Source organism: Sphingomonas sp. (assembly GCF_030145815.1).
GTDB lineage: Bacteria > Pseudomonadota > Alphaproteobacteria > Sphingomonadales > Sphingomonadaceae > Sphingomonas.
The window spans coordinates 1-15,526 of sequence record NZ_JAIXHL010000028.1 but is presented as its reverse complement, the minus strand read 5'-3'; the positions used below and the strand labels follow the sequence as shown (position 1 = coordinate 15,526).

The window sequence follows — 15,526 nt, the reverse complement described above, 5'->3', positions numbered from 1 at the left end:
GAAGTGAAATTATCGGATCACTTCGCGACGAAGCGCACCGCCGCGCCGCCACCCGGCCCCATCCAGATCGACAGCGTATCGCCGGACGTCACCACCTTCTTCTCGATCACGATCGCATGGCGCTTGTCGGTGCGATAATCCGCGCCTTCGCCGTCGCGATAGATCTGCGCCTCATAGCGCTTGCCCGGATCGAGGAAGTCGAGCTTCACCGTCGTCGTCCGCGCGGTGCCGTCGGTCACCGCGCCCAGGAACCACTCGCCCGACCCCTTGGCCTTGCGCGCCACGGTGACGAACTCGCCCACCTCGCCGTTCAGCACGCGCGTGTCGGTCCAGTCGACCGCGACATCCTTGATGAACTGAAACGCGCCGGGATATTTCGCGTAATTCTCGGGCAGGTCGGCCGCCATCTGGATGGGCGAATAGAGCACGATATACTGCGCCAGCTGTTTGGACAGCGTCGACATGAACGGCGTCCCGCCCTTGCCGGTCAGGCTCAGCACGCCCGGGGTAAAGTCGAATGGCCCTGCCAGCATCCGCGTGAAGAACAGGTTCGCCTCATGCTCGGGCGGATTCTTCGGCTCGCCCCAGGCATTATATTCCTGCCCGCGCGCGCCCTCACGGCTGACCCAATTGGGATAGGTGCGACGGAGCCCCGTATCCTTGATCGGCTCGTGCGGATTGACCGCGACCTTGTACTTGGCGGCCGTCTTGACGATGTTGAGATGGTGGCGCGACATGTACTGCCCGTCATGCCATTCCTGCGTCACCCGGCCATCGGCCCAGATGCGGTCGATCTGCCCGGCATCCGTGACATAGCCGGTCTTCACCACTTCGATCCCGTTCGCGGCGGCATAGCGATAGGCGTCGTCGGACTGCGCCTCATACTGCCCCGCGCCGCCACCGGTCTCGTGATGACCGACGAGATGCACGCCCTTTTTCTTCGCATAGGCCGACAGCGCCGCCATATCGAACTGCGCCACCGGCTCGTCGAAGTCCCAGCCATCGCCATTGTCGAACCAGTTGCCGTCCCAGCCGACATTCCACCCCTCGACCAGCACGCCACGGAACCCGTTCCGTGCTGCGAAATCGATATAGCGCTTCACATTCTCGGTCTTCGCGCCCAGGCGGTCGCCGGTGCCCCAGGTCGCGGCGTCGAGGTGCATTTCCCACCACACGCCGACATATTTGCTGGGCTTGAACCAGCTGACATCGCCCAGCTTGTTGGGTTCGTTGAGGTTCAGCTCAAGCTGCGACATGTACAGCTTCGCCGCGCTGTCGGCGACGCGCAGCGTCCGCCATGGCGTGACGAATGCGCCCTCGCGTACCACCGCCGCCCCCTGCGACGACGGCGACAGCGCCGCGCGGAAGCGCGTGCCCTCAACCCGGCGCAGCCACATGCCGGCATAATCGACCAGTGCCGCCTCATGGAACGCGACATGCGTCCCGTCGGCCAGCTTCATCGTCACCGGCGTATGCGCCTGCGTCATGCTGCTGACCGGCGTCTTGTTGTGGGGATATTCGTAGCGATTCCACTCGCCCGCCGGGGTCCACCAGGCGGTGCCGTCGCTCGCCAGCGCAAATTCGGTCAGCTCCTCGATGATCCGGGTCGGCTTGCCATCGGCAGGTGCGGGCAGTTCATAGCGAAAGCCGAATCCGTCATCGAACACGCGGAACACCACGTCCATCACCCGGCCAAGTGCGGTCGTCTCTTTCAGCCGCACGCGCAGCTGGGTGTGGCGGTCGCGCACACTCTGCCATTCGCCCCAGGGCTGTTCCCAGGTCGAATCCGCGCTCGCCACGCTCTGGCTTTCGATCGCGAAACCGCGCTCCAGCTTGGGCGCGTCGCCGAGCATGAAGCCCATGCGTGAGGGCTGGATCAGCGGCTTTCCGTTGCGCGTCACGCTGTAATAGGGGCGCCCGTCGCCATCGGTGGTGACAGTGACGCGGATGCTGCCATCGGGCGATGCCGCAGTCGCGCCACCCGCCTTTGCCGTCGTCGCCTGCGCGACATCCTGCGCCAGCGCCGGGCTGGAGATTGCCAGCAACGGCAGCGTCAACGCTGTCAGGGCCAAGGTTCCACGCATCTCACTCTCCTGTCGGCGACGCCTGATCGCGTCAGTCTATCTGTTCGAGGACCATGCCCGAATAGGCAGGCAAATCACCCGGCGTTGCGCCGTTGACTGCGGCGATCACGCGGAACCGGTCCATATCCTTGGGATGCCACGCCAACGGCGTCTTGCCCAGATTGAACGCGCAGGTCAGTCGTTGGCCAGACAGTTCGCGGGTAAAGACCAACAAGCTGTCTTCCGCCGCAATCACCGCCATCGCGCCCTCACGCAGCGCCGGATTGGCCGCGCGTGTCGCGATCAGCCCGCGCGTCAGGTTGAGCAGCGACCCATTCTCCGCCGTCTGCCGATCCACCGCCAGCGCGGCATGATCGGTGCCCACCGGCAACCACGGCTCGCCCGAGCCGAAGCCCAGATTCTCCGCCTCGGCCTGCCACGGCATCGGGGTGCGCACGCCATCGCGGCTCAGCGTCAGCGGCCAGTTGGCGATCGCCTCCGGGTCCTGCAGCTTGTCGAACGGGATCTCGACCTGAGTCAGCCCCAGTTCCTCGCCCTGGAACAGGATCGCATTGCCGCGCAGGCACAGCAGCAACAGCATCTTCATCGCCGCGAATGCCGCACGATGCTCGGGCTCGACCCAGCGCGACACGGCGCGCGGAGCATCGTGATTTTCGAACGCCCAGCTCGGCCAGCCTGTGCCGGGTTCGTCCGGCCAGGTCTCGACAGCCTTCCTCACCAGCGCCGGCGTCAGCTGCGGCGCATAGAGAAAGTCGAAGCCATAGGCGCTGTTGAGGCGGGTGCTGCCGCGCGTGAAGGCGTGCATCTCCGCTTCCGGCGTCGGCCCGCCTACTTCGGCCACCGTGAACGCGCCGCCATGCGCATCGGTCAGCGCGCGGTGGCGTTCCAGAAAACGGACGATATCCGGGTGGCTCTGGTTATAGACATGGCTCTGGAAGTCGAACGGGCGCGTGCGCGGGCGTCCGTCATCGGGCGCAGGCGGATTGTCGCGCAGCTGCGGGTCGTGCATCGCGAAGTTGATCGCATCGACCCGAAAGCCATCGACGCCGCGCTCCAGCCAGAATTGCGCCGCCGCCAGCGCCGCATCCTGCACCTCCGGATTATGCAGGTTCAGGTCCGGCTGTTCGCTCAGGAAATTGTGCAGATAATATTGCCCGCGCCGCGCGTCCCACGTCCAGGCCGGGCCACCGAACACCGATTGCCAGTTGGTCGGCGGCGACCCATCCGCTTTTGCGTCAGCCCAGACATACCAGTCGGCGCGCGGGTTATCGCGGCTCGCCCGGCTTTCCTTGAACCAGGCATGCTGGTCGGAGGTGTGTGAATAGACTTGGTCGATAATGACCTTCAGCCCCAGCGCGTGGGCGCGCGCAATCAGCGCGTCGAAATCGGCCAGCGTTCCGAAAATCGGATCGACATCGCAATAGTCGGCAATGTCATAGCCGAAGTCGCGCATGGGCGAGGTGAAGAAGGGCGACAGCCAGATCGCATCGACCCCGAGGCTCGCGACATGATCGAGCCGCGCGGTGATGCCGGGCAGATCGCCGATCCCGTCGCCGTTGGAATCGGCAAAGCTGCGCGGATAGATCTGGTAGATCACCGCGCCGCGCCACCAATCCTGCTGCGGCTCGACGGCGATTGCGGGGGCAGCCTGGCTCACTTGACGCCTCCGGTCGCGGCGCAGGCGACATAGCCGAACGCCGGGAGCGTGACGGTCAGGCTACCGGGCGCAGCGGCACTGGCGGCACAGCTGCCGACGATGGAGGTGAAGTGCGTCGAACCGACACCGATCTCGACCTGCCGCGTGATCGGCCTGGCGCTGGTGTTAAACGCGACGACCACCTCGGCCCCGGTCGCCGGGTCGAACCGCGACACCGCGAACAGGCCCGGCGTCTCGTCATAGTTGCGCGTCACCTGCCGCCCGCTGCTCAGCGCCGGGGTCGCGCGCCGCGCCGCCGAAAGCTTGGCGATCTCGACATAAAGCGGGTGCGACATGTCGAAATTGGAGTCCGCGGTAGTCTTGTTCGTGCCGATCAGCCTGTTGTCGTTGTACACCGCCACCTTGCTCGGGAACATATCTTCGCGCGCGTCCTGATCGTTGCCGTCGCCGATGAAGCCCTGCTCATCGCCCGAATAGACCGTCGGCACCCCGCGCAGCAGCAACAGCATCGCATGGCCGAGCTTCACCCGCGCCAAGAGCTCGGCATTGTCCGCCTTGGGAAACGCCTTGCGCACATCGGTCGAAAAGCGGCCATGATCGTGGTTGGAAATGAAGGTCGGCAGCTGCAGCGCGGTCGCCGCCCCGCCCTCGTACAATGCATCGCGGTCGAACAAGGCGGCGAGCGTGTCGGTACCCTTGCTCCCCGCCACTGTCGCCTGAACCGCCGCGCGGAATCCGAAATCAAGCACGCTGGGGAGCTGGTGGACGCGGGTGTGCAGCGCGAGATCGCCGGCATCGCCCTCATTCGCTACTTCGCCAAAGATGTGGAAGTTCGGGATGCCCTTCGCCGCCGCGCGTTCCTGCATCGCCTTGGCGAACACCTGCCAGAATTCCGGGTTCACGTGCCGCGCGGTATCGATGCGGAATCCGTCGATCCCGAACTGGTCGATCCAGCCGCCATAAATGTCGATGAACCCCTGCACGACGCGCGGATTCTCGGTCATCAGATCGTCCAGCCCGACGAAATCGCCCATGGTCGAGCTTTCGTTGCGGAACGTCGTGTTGCCGCGATTATGGTAGAAGATCGGGTCGTTGAGCCACGCCGGCACCTTCACCGACTTCTCGGCTTCGGGCACGAACGGGGTATAGGCATAGTTGGGATCGGTCAGCTTGGCGAAATTCTCCACCGTGCCGATGCCGTCACCGGCAAAGCCCGGATTGATGGCTTTGCCGGTGACGCCCCCTTTGCGCTGGTACGGATAGTCGGCGCGGCTGCGATAGGCGCACGCGCTGACCGGACACTCGCGATACTGGATCACGTCCGCCGTGTGGTTCGTGATGATGTCGAGATAGACCTTGATCCCGCGCGCGTGCGCCGCGTCGACAAATGCCTTCATCTCCGCATTGGTCCCGAAATGCGGGTCGACCTGGGTGAAATCGGTGATCCAGTATCCGTGATAGCCGGCGCTTTCCTGCCCCGGCCCGCCCTGCACCGGCTTGTTCTTGTAGATCGGCCCCAGCCAGATCGCAGTCGCCCCCAGCCCCTGAATGTAATCGAGCCGCGCGATCAGCCCTTTCAGGTCGCCGCCGTGAAAGAACCCCTTGTGCGTCGGATCAAAGCCATGGGTCAGCCGGTCGCCCTTGAACCCGCCCTTGTCATTCGTCGGGTCACCATTCTCGAACCGGTCCGGCAGCATGAAATACAGCACTTCCTGCTCCGCCGTCCGCTCGCGCAACGCGGGCTGCGGCGCGGGTGTCTGGGCCAGCACGGGGCTGGCAAGCGCGGTGGCGAGGATCAGCGGCAACAGCTTCATACGCGGGTCACTTCCTGGGGCTGGGATTGGGGCGTCGCGATCAAGCGCGCGACGAAGTCATCATGGTCGGGCATGCGTGCCGCATCGCGGGCAAAGGCGGTGGCGACGGTCGACAGGAACTGGTCGAGCTGCGCATCGTCGAGCTGATCGGCCAGCGGGTGCCAGCGCTCGGGCACGATCCCCTGCCCCACCATCACCTGCAGCCAGCCGGGGACGTCGAACAATTCCTCATGCTCACGCACGATCCGGCCATCGCCGCGGAACATCGCGATGCGATTGGCCAGCGGCTCGGGCAGTTCCATTGTGCGCAGCGCGTCCCAAAAGGGTTCGCCGGTGCGGCCATTGGCGGTGTAGTGCAGGATCACGAAATCGCGGATCCGCTCGATCTCGACATCCGCCAGGCGGTTGAATGCGTCGCGATCGGCGCTCGCCACAGGGCCGCTCGGCAGGAAGTCGAGCAGCCGGTTGATGCCCGTCTGAATGAGGTGGATCGAGGTCGATTCCAGCGGCTCGATAAAGCCGGACGACAGCCCGATCGCCACGACATTGCGGTTCCAGAACTGCTTCCGCTTGCCCGTGGTGAAGCGCAACATGCGCGGTTCGGCCAGCGCCTCGCCATCCAGATTGGCCAGCAACGTCGCGGTCGCTTCATCCTCACTGATGTGCCGCGAGCAAAAGACATGACCGTTGCCGGTGCGATGCTGCAGCGGGATTCGCCACTGCCATCCGGCGGTGCGCGCGGTGGAGCGGGTATAGGGGGTGAGCGGACGAACCCCGGCACACGGCACCGCAACCGCGCGGTCGCAGGGCAGCCAGTGGCTCCAATCCTCATAGCCGGTCGCCAGCGTGCCTTCGATCAGCAGCCCGCGAAATCCGGTGCAGTCCACGAACAGTTCGCCGTCAATCCGCTCGCCACTGTTCAAGACCAGCGCAGCAACGTCGCCAGTCTCGCCATCGCGCTCGATGTTGCCGATCTTCCCCTCGACCCGCACAACGCCGCGCGCCTCGGCATAGCGGCGCAGGAAGGCGGCGTAGAGCCCGGCGTCGAAATGATAGGCATAGGGCATCGGCGGCAGCGCGCTGTCGGCTGCCCGCTGCACATGCGCAAAGCGGTTGCCATAGGCGGCAACGGCGTTGAGCACATAATCGCCGAGCGGCCCGGCCTTCCCCGCCGCACGCCCGCGCAGCCAATAATGGTGAAAGGGCAACAGCCCCAGCCCGCGCCCGACCAGCCCGAAGGCATGGATGTAGCGGTCATCGAACCCGCCCCATCCGGCGAATTCGATGCCAAGCTTGTAGGTGCCGTGGGTCTCGCGCAGGAACTGCGCCTCGTCGATCCCCAGCGCCTGATTGAAGTTACGGATCATCGGGATGGTGGCTTCGCCCACCCCGACGGTGCCGATCTCTTCGGATTCGACCAACGTGATCCGCCAGCCCTTGCCGCAGAAGCGCGCCAGCGCCGCTGCAGTCATCCAGCCGGCGGTTCCGCCACCGGCGACGACGATGCTGCGCAACATTTCAGACATCGGTTCGCCTTTCCCCCCGGCGGCTGCACCGCCGGGGGATACACGGATCAGAACTTGAAGGTGAAGCCCGCCTGGAACCGGCGACCGAAGCGCTGATAGTTCATCACCTCCAGCGGACGGCCCGGATTGATCGCGACAAACGGCTCGTCGGTCAGGTTCGACCCCTGCAGGAACAGCGACAGCCCTTCGAGCGCGCTGCCCGGTTGGAAGTCGTACCCGATCTGGGCGTCGATGATCGTCTCGTCCAGCGCACGACGGCGGGTGCGCACCGCGCCGAGCCCCGAGAACTCACCCAGGAAGGTCGAGCGATAGCGAACGCTGCCGCGCACGTTAAAGCCCCATTTCTCGAAATAGGCCGTGCCGTTGGCGACCCAGTCCGAATAGCCCGGAATATTCTCCGGCGGCTGGCCCGGCTCGGGGCTGATCTGCGACTTGGTGTAGGACACGCCGCCCGTCACGCCAAAGCCCGACAGTGCCGAGGTGATGGTCTCGAACGGCACCGTCCCGGCAAACTCCGCACCGTAAATCTTGCCGCCGTCGCCGTTGAACGGCTGGCTGATGCGACCCTGGGTGCTGACCGGCGGGACCGGCTGAATGATCGGGTAGCTCGAATAATCGAACGGACGTTCGGCGGTGTAGATATAGTTGTGCAGCGTCTTGTGGAACAGCTGCAGCGCCACATAGCCGCTGCGCCCCCAATATTTCTCGAACGTCAGGTCGAATGCGGTGGCGCGATAGGGTCGCAGCGACGGGTTGCCACCGCTGCCAGTGACGATCCCCTCGGCGATGTTGGCGCCATAGGCGATGTTGACGCGCATATCGTCCAGACGCGGCCGCTGAATCTCGCGTGCCGCACCAAAGCGGATCACGAAATCGCTGTCGAAGCGCAGCGACAGGCTGAGGCTTGGCAGGATGTCCCAGTAATCATCGCCCAGCGTGCGCAGCTGCGGCCCGGTCGGCGTCTGGATATAGCCGGTCGAATTCTGGTTGGTATGCTGCGCCAGCACACCGACATTGCCGGTCAGCCGCGCGCCGCCCAGATCGGAATCGATGTTGAGCATCGCAAAGCTGCTCAGCACCTCTTCCTCGACGGCGAAGCTCTTGAACAGCACGTCCTGCGCGGTGTTGGCAACACGAGTGTATACGCCGCCATTGAGCAGATCGAGCGGGTTGTAGCTCAGCATCGGGCCAAGGCCGAGATAGTCGAGATTGGTCGGCGTCAGACGATACTGCGCCGGAACCTGCGCCTGCAGCGCGCCACCGGAAAGCTGGAGGAAATATTCGTCCGGCACCAGCGACTTTTCGCGATCGACATAGTTTGCGCCCAGCTTCACGCTCTTGATGAAGCCGCCGTCAAACTCCTTCTCGATCTCGGCGAGATAGCTGAACAGCTCATCGTCGACGATGCGGTCATTGTAATAGCCATGCTGGCGCCCGCCCGGCGCACCGCCGCCCCAGCCCAGCGGGTCGGTCAGCACGATCAGCGTCGGGTCGCTGTAGTTCAGCACATGCGAGGTGAAATAGGTGCCCGACGGCGTGGTGCGGAAGGACAGCGTGTCGGTTGCGCCGACGCCACCGCCCGGCCCCGTGCCGGCGTTCGATTCAAGGATCAGCTCGCGACGATCGGTGCGCGACCAGCCGAAATCGAAATTGACGTTCCAGCCGTCATCACCCTCGTGCTTGAGGTTGAAGCCACCCGAATACAGGTCCGCCTGACGCAGGTAATTGTGGTTGTTGACCACGCCCTCGACGCCGGTGAAGGTGCCGGCAGTGATCACGCCGTCCTGCGTCTCGCGCCCGGTCGGCGACAGCGTCGCGCCACTCCATGCCAGCGGCAGTTCGATGCCACGCTTGATCTGGGTGTCGTCGAAATTCGAGTAGAAGCCGTCGAGCGTCATTTCCCAGTTGTTGCCGAGATCGGCCTGGATCGTGCCCGAAATGCCGAGCCGCTTGAGTTGTGACGTAGTCACAAACGGCTTCACACCGCCGACCAGATTGGTGTTCGGCGCGAAGGTGGCATAGCCCCAGGCTTCGAACTCTTCGATCTGATACGGCTCGTCGACATAGGCCGCAGCCAGCGCGACGCCCAGGCGATCGTCCATGAACTTGCCGACATAGGTCGCGTTGAGGCGATAACCCCAGTCCTTCGACCCACTGTTGAGCTTGCCCATATCGGTATAGATGCCACGCGCACCGACCGCGAAGACTTCCTTGCCATAATCGAGCGGGCGGATCGTGCGGATATCGACCGTGCCGACCAGACCCTGGGTCGTCAGCGACGCGTTCGGGGTCTTGTAGACGTTGACGCCATTGACGACTTCAGAGGGATATTGGTCGAACTCGATGCCGCGATTGTCGTTGGTCGAGGTCTGCGGACGACCGTTGAGCAGCGTCGCCGAGAAATCCGGGCCAAAGCCGCGGATCGAGATGAACGAGCTGCGGCCCGAAATGCGCTGCGACGTCAGGCCGGGCAGGCGTGCGATCGATTCCGCGATCGAGGCATCGGGCAGCTTGCCGATATCCTCAGCGGAGATCGATTCAACGATCTGCTCCGATTCCTTCTTGGTCGAAACTGCGCTCTCCAGCGCTGCACGGAAGCCCGTGATGACGACCTCTTCGCCTTCTGCAGCGGGCTCGGTCGCCTCCTGCGCATGGGCCGGCATCGCCAGGCCCGCGATAAGCATCGCGGCGGCCAGCGCTGCACCGCTCGTGCCGGTGGAAAGTCGTGCGGCCGCGCGGCCGCCAAGCATGTGACGCATCATATCCTCCCCTATGCCGGCCCCCTAATCTGGCCGGGGCGCACCCTTGCGGCGCGTTGTGCATAATATTCAGGGCAAGTCGTCCGGAGCGCCAGCGAACGGCATACGTATTCACGGGCAAGGTCATGCTGCGTGTCCGCCGCGCAACATTGACGCCGCCCGGAAACGCGCTCAACGTCACCGGGTCAAGCGGAGGGCACATTCGCAGGCATTTAGGGGAAGTGGGCCACTGGCCATGCAACGCAAGCCGACATCGTTCGACATCGCGCATCTTGCCGGCGTGTCACAGCCGACCGTGTCGCGCGCGCTGCGCGGCGGACGCGGCGTCAACGAAGCGACGCGGATGCGGATCGAGGCGATCGCCCGCCGCCTGAACTATCGCGTGGACAAGGCCGCATCCAATTTGCGCAGCCGTCATGCCGAAACGCTCGCGGTACTGATCTTTCAGGACGAAAGCGCCGACGACAGTGCGATCAACCCGTTCTTCCTCTCGATGCTCGGCTCGATCATGCGTGCCTGCGCCGATCATGGGCAGGATATGTTGGTGTCGTTCCAGCAGCTCGGCAGCGACTGGCACCAGGATTATGAGGATTCGCGCCGCGCCGACGGGCTGATCCTGCTCGGCTATGGCGACTATGAACTCTACCGCGCCAAGATCAGCGAGCTGATCGCGCAGAATACCCATTTCGTGCGCTGGGGATCGGTCGAGGCAGAGGGAGCGGGCCTGACCGTTGGGTGCGACAATCACGGCGGCGGGCGCGCGGCGACCCAGCATCTGATCGATCTTGGCCGCAAGCGCATCGCCTTTCTCGGCCATGCGTCGAGCCATTATCCCGAATTTCACGACCGCTATCGCGGCCATGTCGCGGCGCTGAAGGATGCCGGATTGGCCGCAGATCCGGCGCTGCAGGTCGATGCGCTGACATCGGAGGAAGCCGGTGCCGCCGCCGCCGAGGCGCTGATCGACCGCGGCGCGCAGTTCGACGCGATCCTCGCCGCCAGCGATCTGATCGCGATCGGCGCAATGCGCGCACTTGCCGCGCGCGGCCTGCGCGTGCCCGAAGATGTCGCCGTGGTCGGCTTTGACGATATCGCCGCAGCCAGCTTCACCAATCCGCCGCTCACCACCGTGATGCAGGACACCCGCGCCGCCGGGCGGATGCTGGTCGAAACCCTGCTCGGCCGGATCCGTGAGGAGCGCGTCCATGACGTGCTGCTGCCCGCCAAACTCGTCGTCCGCCGCTCGTGCGGCGAACCGGCCTGACCGCCTTCAAGGACCTATGATGGAAAAACCGCGCCAGGGCTTTTGGGGCCTGTGGAATATCTCGTTCGGCTTCTTCGGCATTCAGATCGGCTTCGCGCTGCAAAATGCGAATATGAGCCGCATCTTCCAGTCGCTCGGCACCAGCATCGACGATCTGCCCGCCTTGTGGATCGCCGCCCCGCTCACCGGCCTGCTGGTTCAGCCGATCATCGGCCATATGAGCGACCGCACCTGGCTCGGCCGCCTCGGCCGCCGCCGCCCCTATTTCCTCGCGGGCGCGATCCTCGCCGCGCTGTCGCTGTTCGTGATGCCGCTCGCGCCGGTGCTGCTGGTCGCGGCGGTGATGCTGTGGGTGCTCGACGCATCGCTCAACATCTCGATGGAGCCGTTCCGCGCCTTCGTCGGCGACATGTTGCGCAAGGATCAGCATAGCGCGGGCTATGCGGTGCAGACCGCCTTCATCGGTGCGGGCGCGGTGGTCGGATCGATCTTCCCCTGGGGCCTGGAGCATCTCGGCGTGTCCAACGAAGCGCCGCTGGGCAGCATTCCCGACACCGTGCGCTACGCCTTCTGGTTCGGCGGCGCGGCGCTGTTCCTCGCGGTGTTGTGGACGATCCTCACCACCCGCGAATACAGCCCTGAACAGCTCGCCGCGTTCGAAGGCGCCCGTGAGGAAGCGGCGCAGGACAGCGTGCGCGTGCTTGCCGCGCGCGGCCCGCTCACCAGTCTGGCGTGGATCGGCGCGGGCGCGCTGGTCGCGGCGGCGGTCGGCTGGTTCGATCTTGAAAAAGAGGTCTATCTGCTCGGCGGGTTGCTCGCCGGCTATGGCATCGCCAGCCTGATCGCGGTGCAATTGGCCAAAGCGGGGCGCGGCACCAGCATGCTCGCCAGCATCGTCGGCGATTTCGCGGGCATGCCGCCGATCATGAAGCGGCTGGCCGTGGTGCAATTTTTCAGCTGGTCGGCTTTGTTCATCATGTGGATCAACACGACGCCGGTCGTGGCACAGGTGTTCTTCGGCGCACCCGACGCGGCGGACCCGCGCTATCAGGAGGGCGCGAACTGGGTCGGCGTGCTGTTCACTGTCTATAACGGCGTCGCTGCGGTCGCCGCACTGACGCTGCTCCCGCTGCTCGCCTCGCACTTTGGCAAGGTGCGCACGCACATCATCGGCTTGCTGTGCGGCGCGGCGGGCTATGCCAGCTTCTTCCTGATCCGCGATCCGCACTGGCTGATTGCCAGCGAAATCGGCATCGGCATTGCCTGGGCGTCGATCCTCGCCATGCCCTATGCGATCCTCGCCTCGAACCTGCCCCAGGCGAAGCTCGGCATTTTCATGGGCCTGTTCAACGTCTTCGTCGTCGTCCCGCAGCTGCTGGTTGCGACGGTGATGGGCTCGATCATGAAGGTGTTCTTCCCCGATCAGCCGATCTGGACGATGGCGTTCGCGGCGGGGACGCTGGTGCTGGCGGCGCTTGCGATGACCCGGGTGAGGGAGAGCGAGGGAGAGCTGGCCCCACCTCCCCTCCCGCTTGCGGGAGGGGAACTAAATGGCTGAAAAATCGATCGGCCCATGCCGGTCCAACTGGCGCGACCGATCCTCCATCGGGTACTTCAACCCGGTCGCGCAGTTGAACAGTAACGCCGTCTCGTCCGGCGACACCCGCCCATCGGCCACAGCCGCGCGCCACGCCGCCAGCGTCGCGCCGCCCTCGGGGCACAGCAGCAACCCGTCGAGCCGCGCCGCATCCTCGACCGCCTCCAGGATCGCGGCGTCGCTCACGGCACAAGCAAACCCGTTCGACTCGCGCACCGCGTCGAGAATCAGGAAATCGCCCACCGCCTGCGGCACGCGAATGCCCGCCGCGACGGTGTGGGCATCCTCTCACCGCGTCGCATGGCGCTCGCCCGCTTCCCACGCGCGCACCATCGGCGCGCAGCCCTCGGCCTGCACTGCCACCATGCGCGGGCGCTTCGAGCCGATCCAGCCCAGCGCCTCCAGCTCGGCAAACGCCTTCCACATCCCGATCAGGCCGGTGCCGCCGCCAGTGGGGTAAAAGATCACGTCGGGCAATTCCCAGCGAAGCTGTTCGGCCAGCTCCAGCCCCATCGTTTTCTTGCCCTCGATCCGATACGGCTCCTTGAGCGTCGACAGGTCGAACCAGCCATTGGCCTCCTTCCCCGCCGCGACCAGTTTGCCGCAATCGTCGATCAGCCCGTTGACCCGATAGACCCGCGCGCCCTGTGCCGCGATCTCGCGGACATTGATCTCGGGCGTGTCGTCGGGGCAAAAGATCACCGCCTCGATCCCCGCCTGCGCGGCATAGGCCGCGGCCGCCGCGCCGGCATTGCCGTTGGTCGGCATCGCGATGGTGGTGACGCCCAGTTCCTTCGCCATGCTGATCGCCATGACGAGGCCGCGCGCCTTGAACGAGCCCGTAGGCAAGCGCCCCTCGTCCTTGACGAGAAGCTTCGCCGCGCCTGCCGCCGCGCCGATTTTGCGCAGCGAGACAATCGGCGTCGCGATCTCACCCAGGCTAACGATGTTCTCCACCTTCCGCACCGGCAGCAGCTCGCGATACCGCCACAGATCGGCCGGCCGCTGCGAAAGATCCGCGGGGCTCACCGCCGCTCGAACCCCATCGAGATCGTAGCGCACCAGAAGCGGGCGACCGACCCGGGACAGACCCTGCAGCATATCTGCGTCGTAACGCTCCCCGGTCATCCCGCATTCGAGATGGGTCACGAATGTCGGACGGTCGGCGGTGAGATTGGCGTTATAATGCATGGGGCGGATGTAGAGCGGGGGGTGGCGTTAGTCGATCCGCTCCGCGCGCCAGCCCTCACCTGCAGTCGTGCGCGGGCCCACCAATCCACGATAGGCCTTGCCGTCACCGATAAAGCTCAGCGCTGCCCCGGACAGGTGCGCAGATCCGATCGCACGGCCGTTCAGCACACCCGAAACCTTGCTGTAGCGCTGATCGATCGCCAGTCGCGCCAGCGTGCCGTCATCGCGGATCAGCTGCCATTCGCCTCCGGCAATCGCCGGAATGGTCCAGCGATAGACGCGCTTGTCCGCGATCTCGCCAAATTCATCATGCGGCCAGTCACCCATGTCGAACGCATGGCTCACCACGCGCGCACCCGCTTTCATCTCGTTGAGAAGCTTGGGTTTCAGCCGCTCGTTCAGCGCCGGCAACAGGTACAGCGTGACGACATCGACATCGCCCACCGACACGGTGAACAAATCGTCGCGCACGAACCGGGCCCGCTCTTCCAGACCCTCAAGCCGCGTCAGCGACCGCGCCCGCGCAACCAGATCGCTGTCGATCTCGACCCCGAGCGCGGTCGCACCGCGTCGTGCGGCCGCGCGCGGAATGCGCCCGTCGCCGGATCCGAGATCGATCAGCCGCTCGCCGGCCTTGAGTTCCGCCATATCCAGCATCCCCTCGACCACCTCGGGAGGCGTTGGGACATAGGGAACGTCTTTCGTACGCCGCGCGCTGGCCGGCATAGCGAGCAGAGATGCGGACCCGATCAACAGGCCTCGGCGGGAAACGGGGAGGCTCATGCTGCCAACCTGGCGGAGCGCCGCGCTTGGCACAACCGCCGTGCGCCCGATCGATCTGCGCCAAACGCAAAAAAGCCGCCCGAAGGCGGCTGTTTGTGATGGTTGCGGGGGTTGGATTTGAACCAACGACCTTCAGGTTATGAGCCTGACGAGCTACCGGGCTGCTCCACCCCGCGCCATCAACGGGCGAAATCGCCCCAAAAAGCAAAACGCGCCGCGCCGGAAGCGCGACGCGCGTTTTGCGTATCTGACATTGTGAATGGGTTTTTCCAATTTCCACGGCCACCGGCTGCAATGCCTGGCGACGACCTACTCTTCCAGTGCTTGAGCAATAGTACCATCGGCGCAGTCAGGTTTCACGGCCGAGTTCGGGATGGGATCGGGTGGGTCACTGACGCTATGGTCACCAAGCAATGAAGCAGGTGGCAGTGGATTGGGTTTCAAATCGATGCGTGCACCTGAATATTCAGGGAATTAAGGCTTGAGGCAACAACCGCAATGAGCAGCCAAAGCTGTCATTGATGGTGGGACTCATCAAGTGCGAATAGGACAATTAGTACTGGTTAGCTCCACACGTTACCGCGCTTCCACATCCAGTCTATCAAGGTGGTGGTCTACCACCGTCCTAAGAAATCTTATCTTGAGGGAGGCTTCCCGCTTAGATGCTTTCAGCGGTTATCCCGTCCATACATAGCTACCCAGCTGCGCTCTTGGCAGAACGACTGGTACACCAGAGGTATGTTCAACCCGGTCCTCTCGTACTAGGGTCAACTCCTCTCAAATTTCGACGCCCACGGCAGATAGGGACCAAACTGTCTCGCGACGTTCTGAACCCAGCTCACGTACCACTT

At 64.6% G+C, this 15,526-nt stretch carries 8 protein-coding genes, 1 tRNA gene, 2 rRNA genes and 1 pseudogene; 2 read left to right on the top strand and 10 right to left on the bottom strand.

Annotated elements, in window-relative coordinates; genetic code table 11:
* Positions 1-17: 17 nt before the first annotated feature.
* Genes KYX69_RS19410 through KYX69_RS19390 form a run of 5 tightly spaced genes read right to left on the bottom strand, consistent with a single transcriptional unit; the run spans position 18 to position 9,840 of the window.
* Positions 18-2,084 carry a glycoside hydrolase family 97 protein gene (locus KYX69_RS19410; RefSeq protein WP_300500468.1) on the bottom strand — a complete coding sequence of 689 codons (2,067 nt, stop codon included), beginning with the start codon at positions 2,082-2,084 and terminating at the stop codon, positions 18-20.
* 31 nt (positions 2,085-2,115) lie between these two features.
* Positions 2,116-3,741, bottom strand: coding sequence for an alpha-glucosidase (locus tag KYX69_RS19405; protein ID WP_300500465.1), 1,626 nt, complete (start codon positions 3,739-3,741; stop codon positions 2,116-2,118).
* Positions 3,738-5,555: an alpha-amylase family glycosyl hydrolase gene (locus KYX69_RS19400; protein WP_300500463.1), complete on the bottom strand. Its 1,818-nt coding sequence runs from the start codon at positions 5,553-5,555 to the stop codon at positions 3,738-3,740. The genes KYX69_RS19405 and KYX69_RS19400 overlap by 4 nt, the downstream gene beginning before the upstream one ends.
* Positions 5,552-7,081: a tryptophan halogenase family protein gene (locus KYX69_RS19395; protein ID WP_300500460.1), complete on the bottom strand. Its 1,530-nt coding sequence runs from the start codon at positions 7,079-7,081 to the stop codon at positions 5,552-5,554. Before KYX69_RS19395 ends, KYX69_RS19400 begins: the two co-directional genes overlap by 4 nt.
* A 47-nt stretch (positions 7,082-7,128) precedes the next feature.
* Positions 7,129-9,840 carry a TonB-dependent receptor gene (locus KYX69_RS19390; protein WP_300500457.1) on the bottom strand — a complete coding sequence of 904 codons (2,712 nt, stop codon included), beginning with the start codon at positions 9,838-9,840 and terminating at the stop codon, positions 7,129-7,131.
* A gap of 235 nt (positions 9,841-10,075) precedes the next feature.
* Between KYX69_RS19390 and KYX69_RS19385 the strand changes: the two genes are divergently transcribed.
* The gene (locus tag KYX69_RS19385) at positions 10,076-11,104 is read left to right on the top strand and encodes a LacI family DNA-binding transcriptional regulator (protein ID WP_300500454.1); all 1,029 of its coding nucleotides are present in this window, start codon (positions 10,076-10,078) and stop codon (positions 11,102-11,104) included.
* Positions 11,105-11,123: 19 nt separating this feature from the next.
* A complete protein-coding gene (locus KYX69_RS19380) occupies positions 11,124-12,662 on the top strand; it encodes an MFS transporter (RefSeq protein WP_300500452.1) in 1,539 nt (512 codons plus the stop codon).
* On the opposite strand, the pseudogene KYX69_RS19375 reads toward KYX69_RS19380, so the two are convergent.
* The 5 genes and pseudogenes from KYX69_RS19375 to KYX69_RS19355 all read right to left on the bottom strand — a co-directional run.
* Positions 12,651-13,892, bottom strand: a pseudogene (locus KYX69_RS19375) (threonine synthase). The gene KYX69_RS19380 and the pseudogene KYX69_RS19375 overlap by 12 nt on opposite strands.
* A gap of 27 nt (positions 13,893-13,919) precedes the next feature.
* Positions 13,920-14,675, bottom strand: coding sequence for a class I SAM-dependent methyltransferase (locus tag KYX69_RS19370; protein ID WP_300500449.1), 756 nt, complete (start codon positions 14,673-14,675; stop codon positions 13,920-13,922).
* Positions 14,676-14,774: 99 nt separating this feature from the next.
* A tRNA-Met gene (locus KYX69_RS19365) sits at positions 14,775-14,851 on the bottom strand.
* Positions 14,852-14,971: 120 nt separating this feature from the next.
* Positions 14,972-15,086 (bottom strand): 5S ribosomal RNA (rrf, locus tag KYX69_RS19360).
* 123 nt (positions 15,087-15,209) lie between these two features.
* A 23S ribosomal RNA gene (locus KYX69_RS19355) occupies positions 15,210-15,526 on the bottom strand; the annotation flags it as partial.

Excerpts from the sequence above, each read along its gene's own strand:
- KYX69_RS19410 (WP_300500468.1), bottom strand. The coding sequence starts at position 2,084 with ATGCGTGGAACCTTGGCCCTGACAGCGTTGACGCTGCCGTTGCTGGCA.
- KYX69_RS19400 (WP_300500463.1), bottom strand. The coding sequence starts at position 5,555 with ATGAAGCTGTTGCCGCTGATCCTCGCCACCGCGCTTGCCAGCCCCGTG.
- KYX69_RS19395 (WP_300500460.1), bottom strand. The coding sequence starts at position 7,081 with ATGTCTGAAATGTTGCGCAGCATCGTCGTCGCCGGTGGCGGAACCGCC.
- KYX69_RS19390 (WP_300500457.1), bottom strand. The coding sequence starts at position 9,840 with ATGCGTCACATGCTTGGCGGCCGCGCGGCCGCACGACTTTCCACCGGC.
- KYX69_RS19385 (WP_300500454.1), top strand. The coding sequence starts at position 10,076 with ATGCAACGCAAGCCGACATCGTTCGACATCGCGCATCTTGCCGGCGTG.
- KYX69_RS19380 (WP_300500452.1), top strand. The coding sequence starts at position 11,124 with ATGGAAAAACCGCGCCAGGGCTTTTGGGGCCTGTGGAATATCTCGTTC.
- KYX69_RS19370 (WP_300500449.1), bottom strand. The coding sequence starts at position 14,675 with ATGAGCCTCCCCGTTTCCCGCCGAGGCCTGTTGATCGGGTCCGCATCT.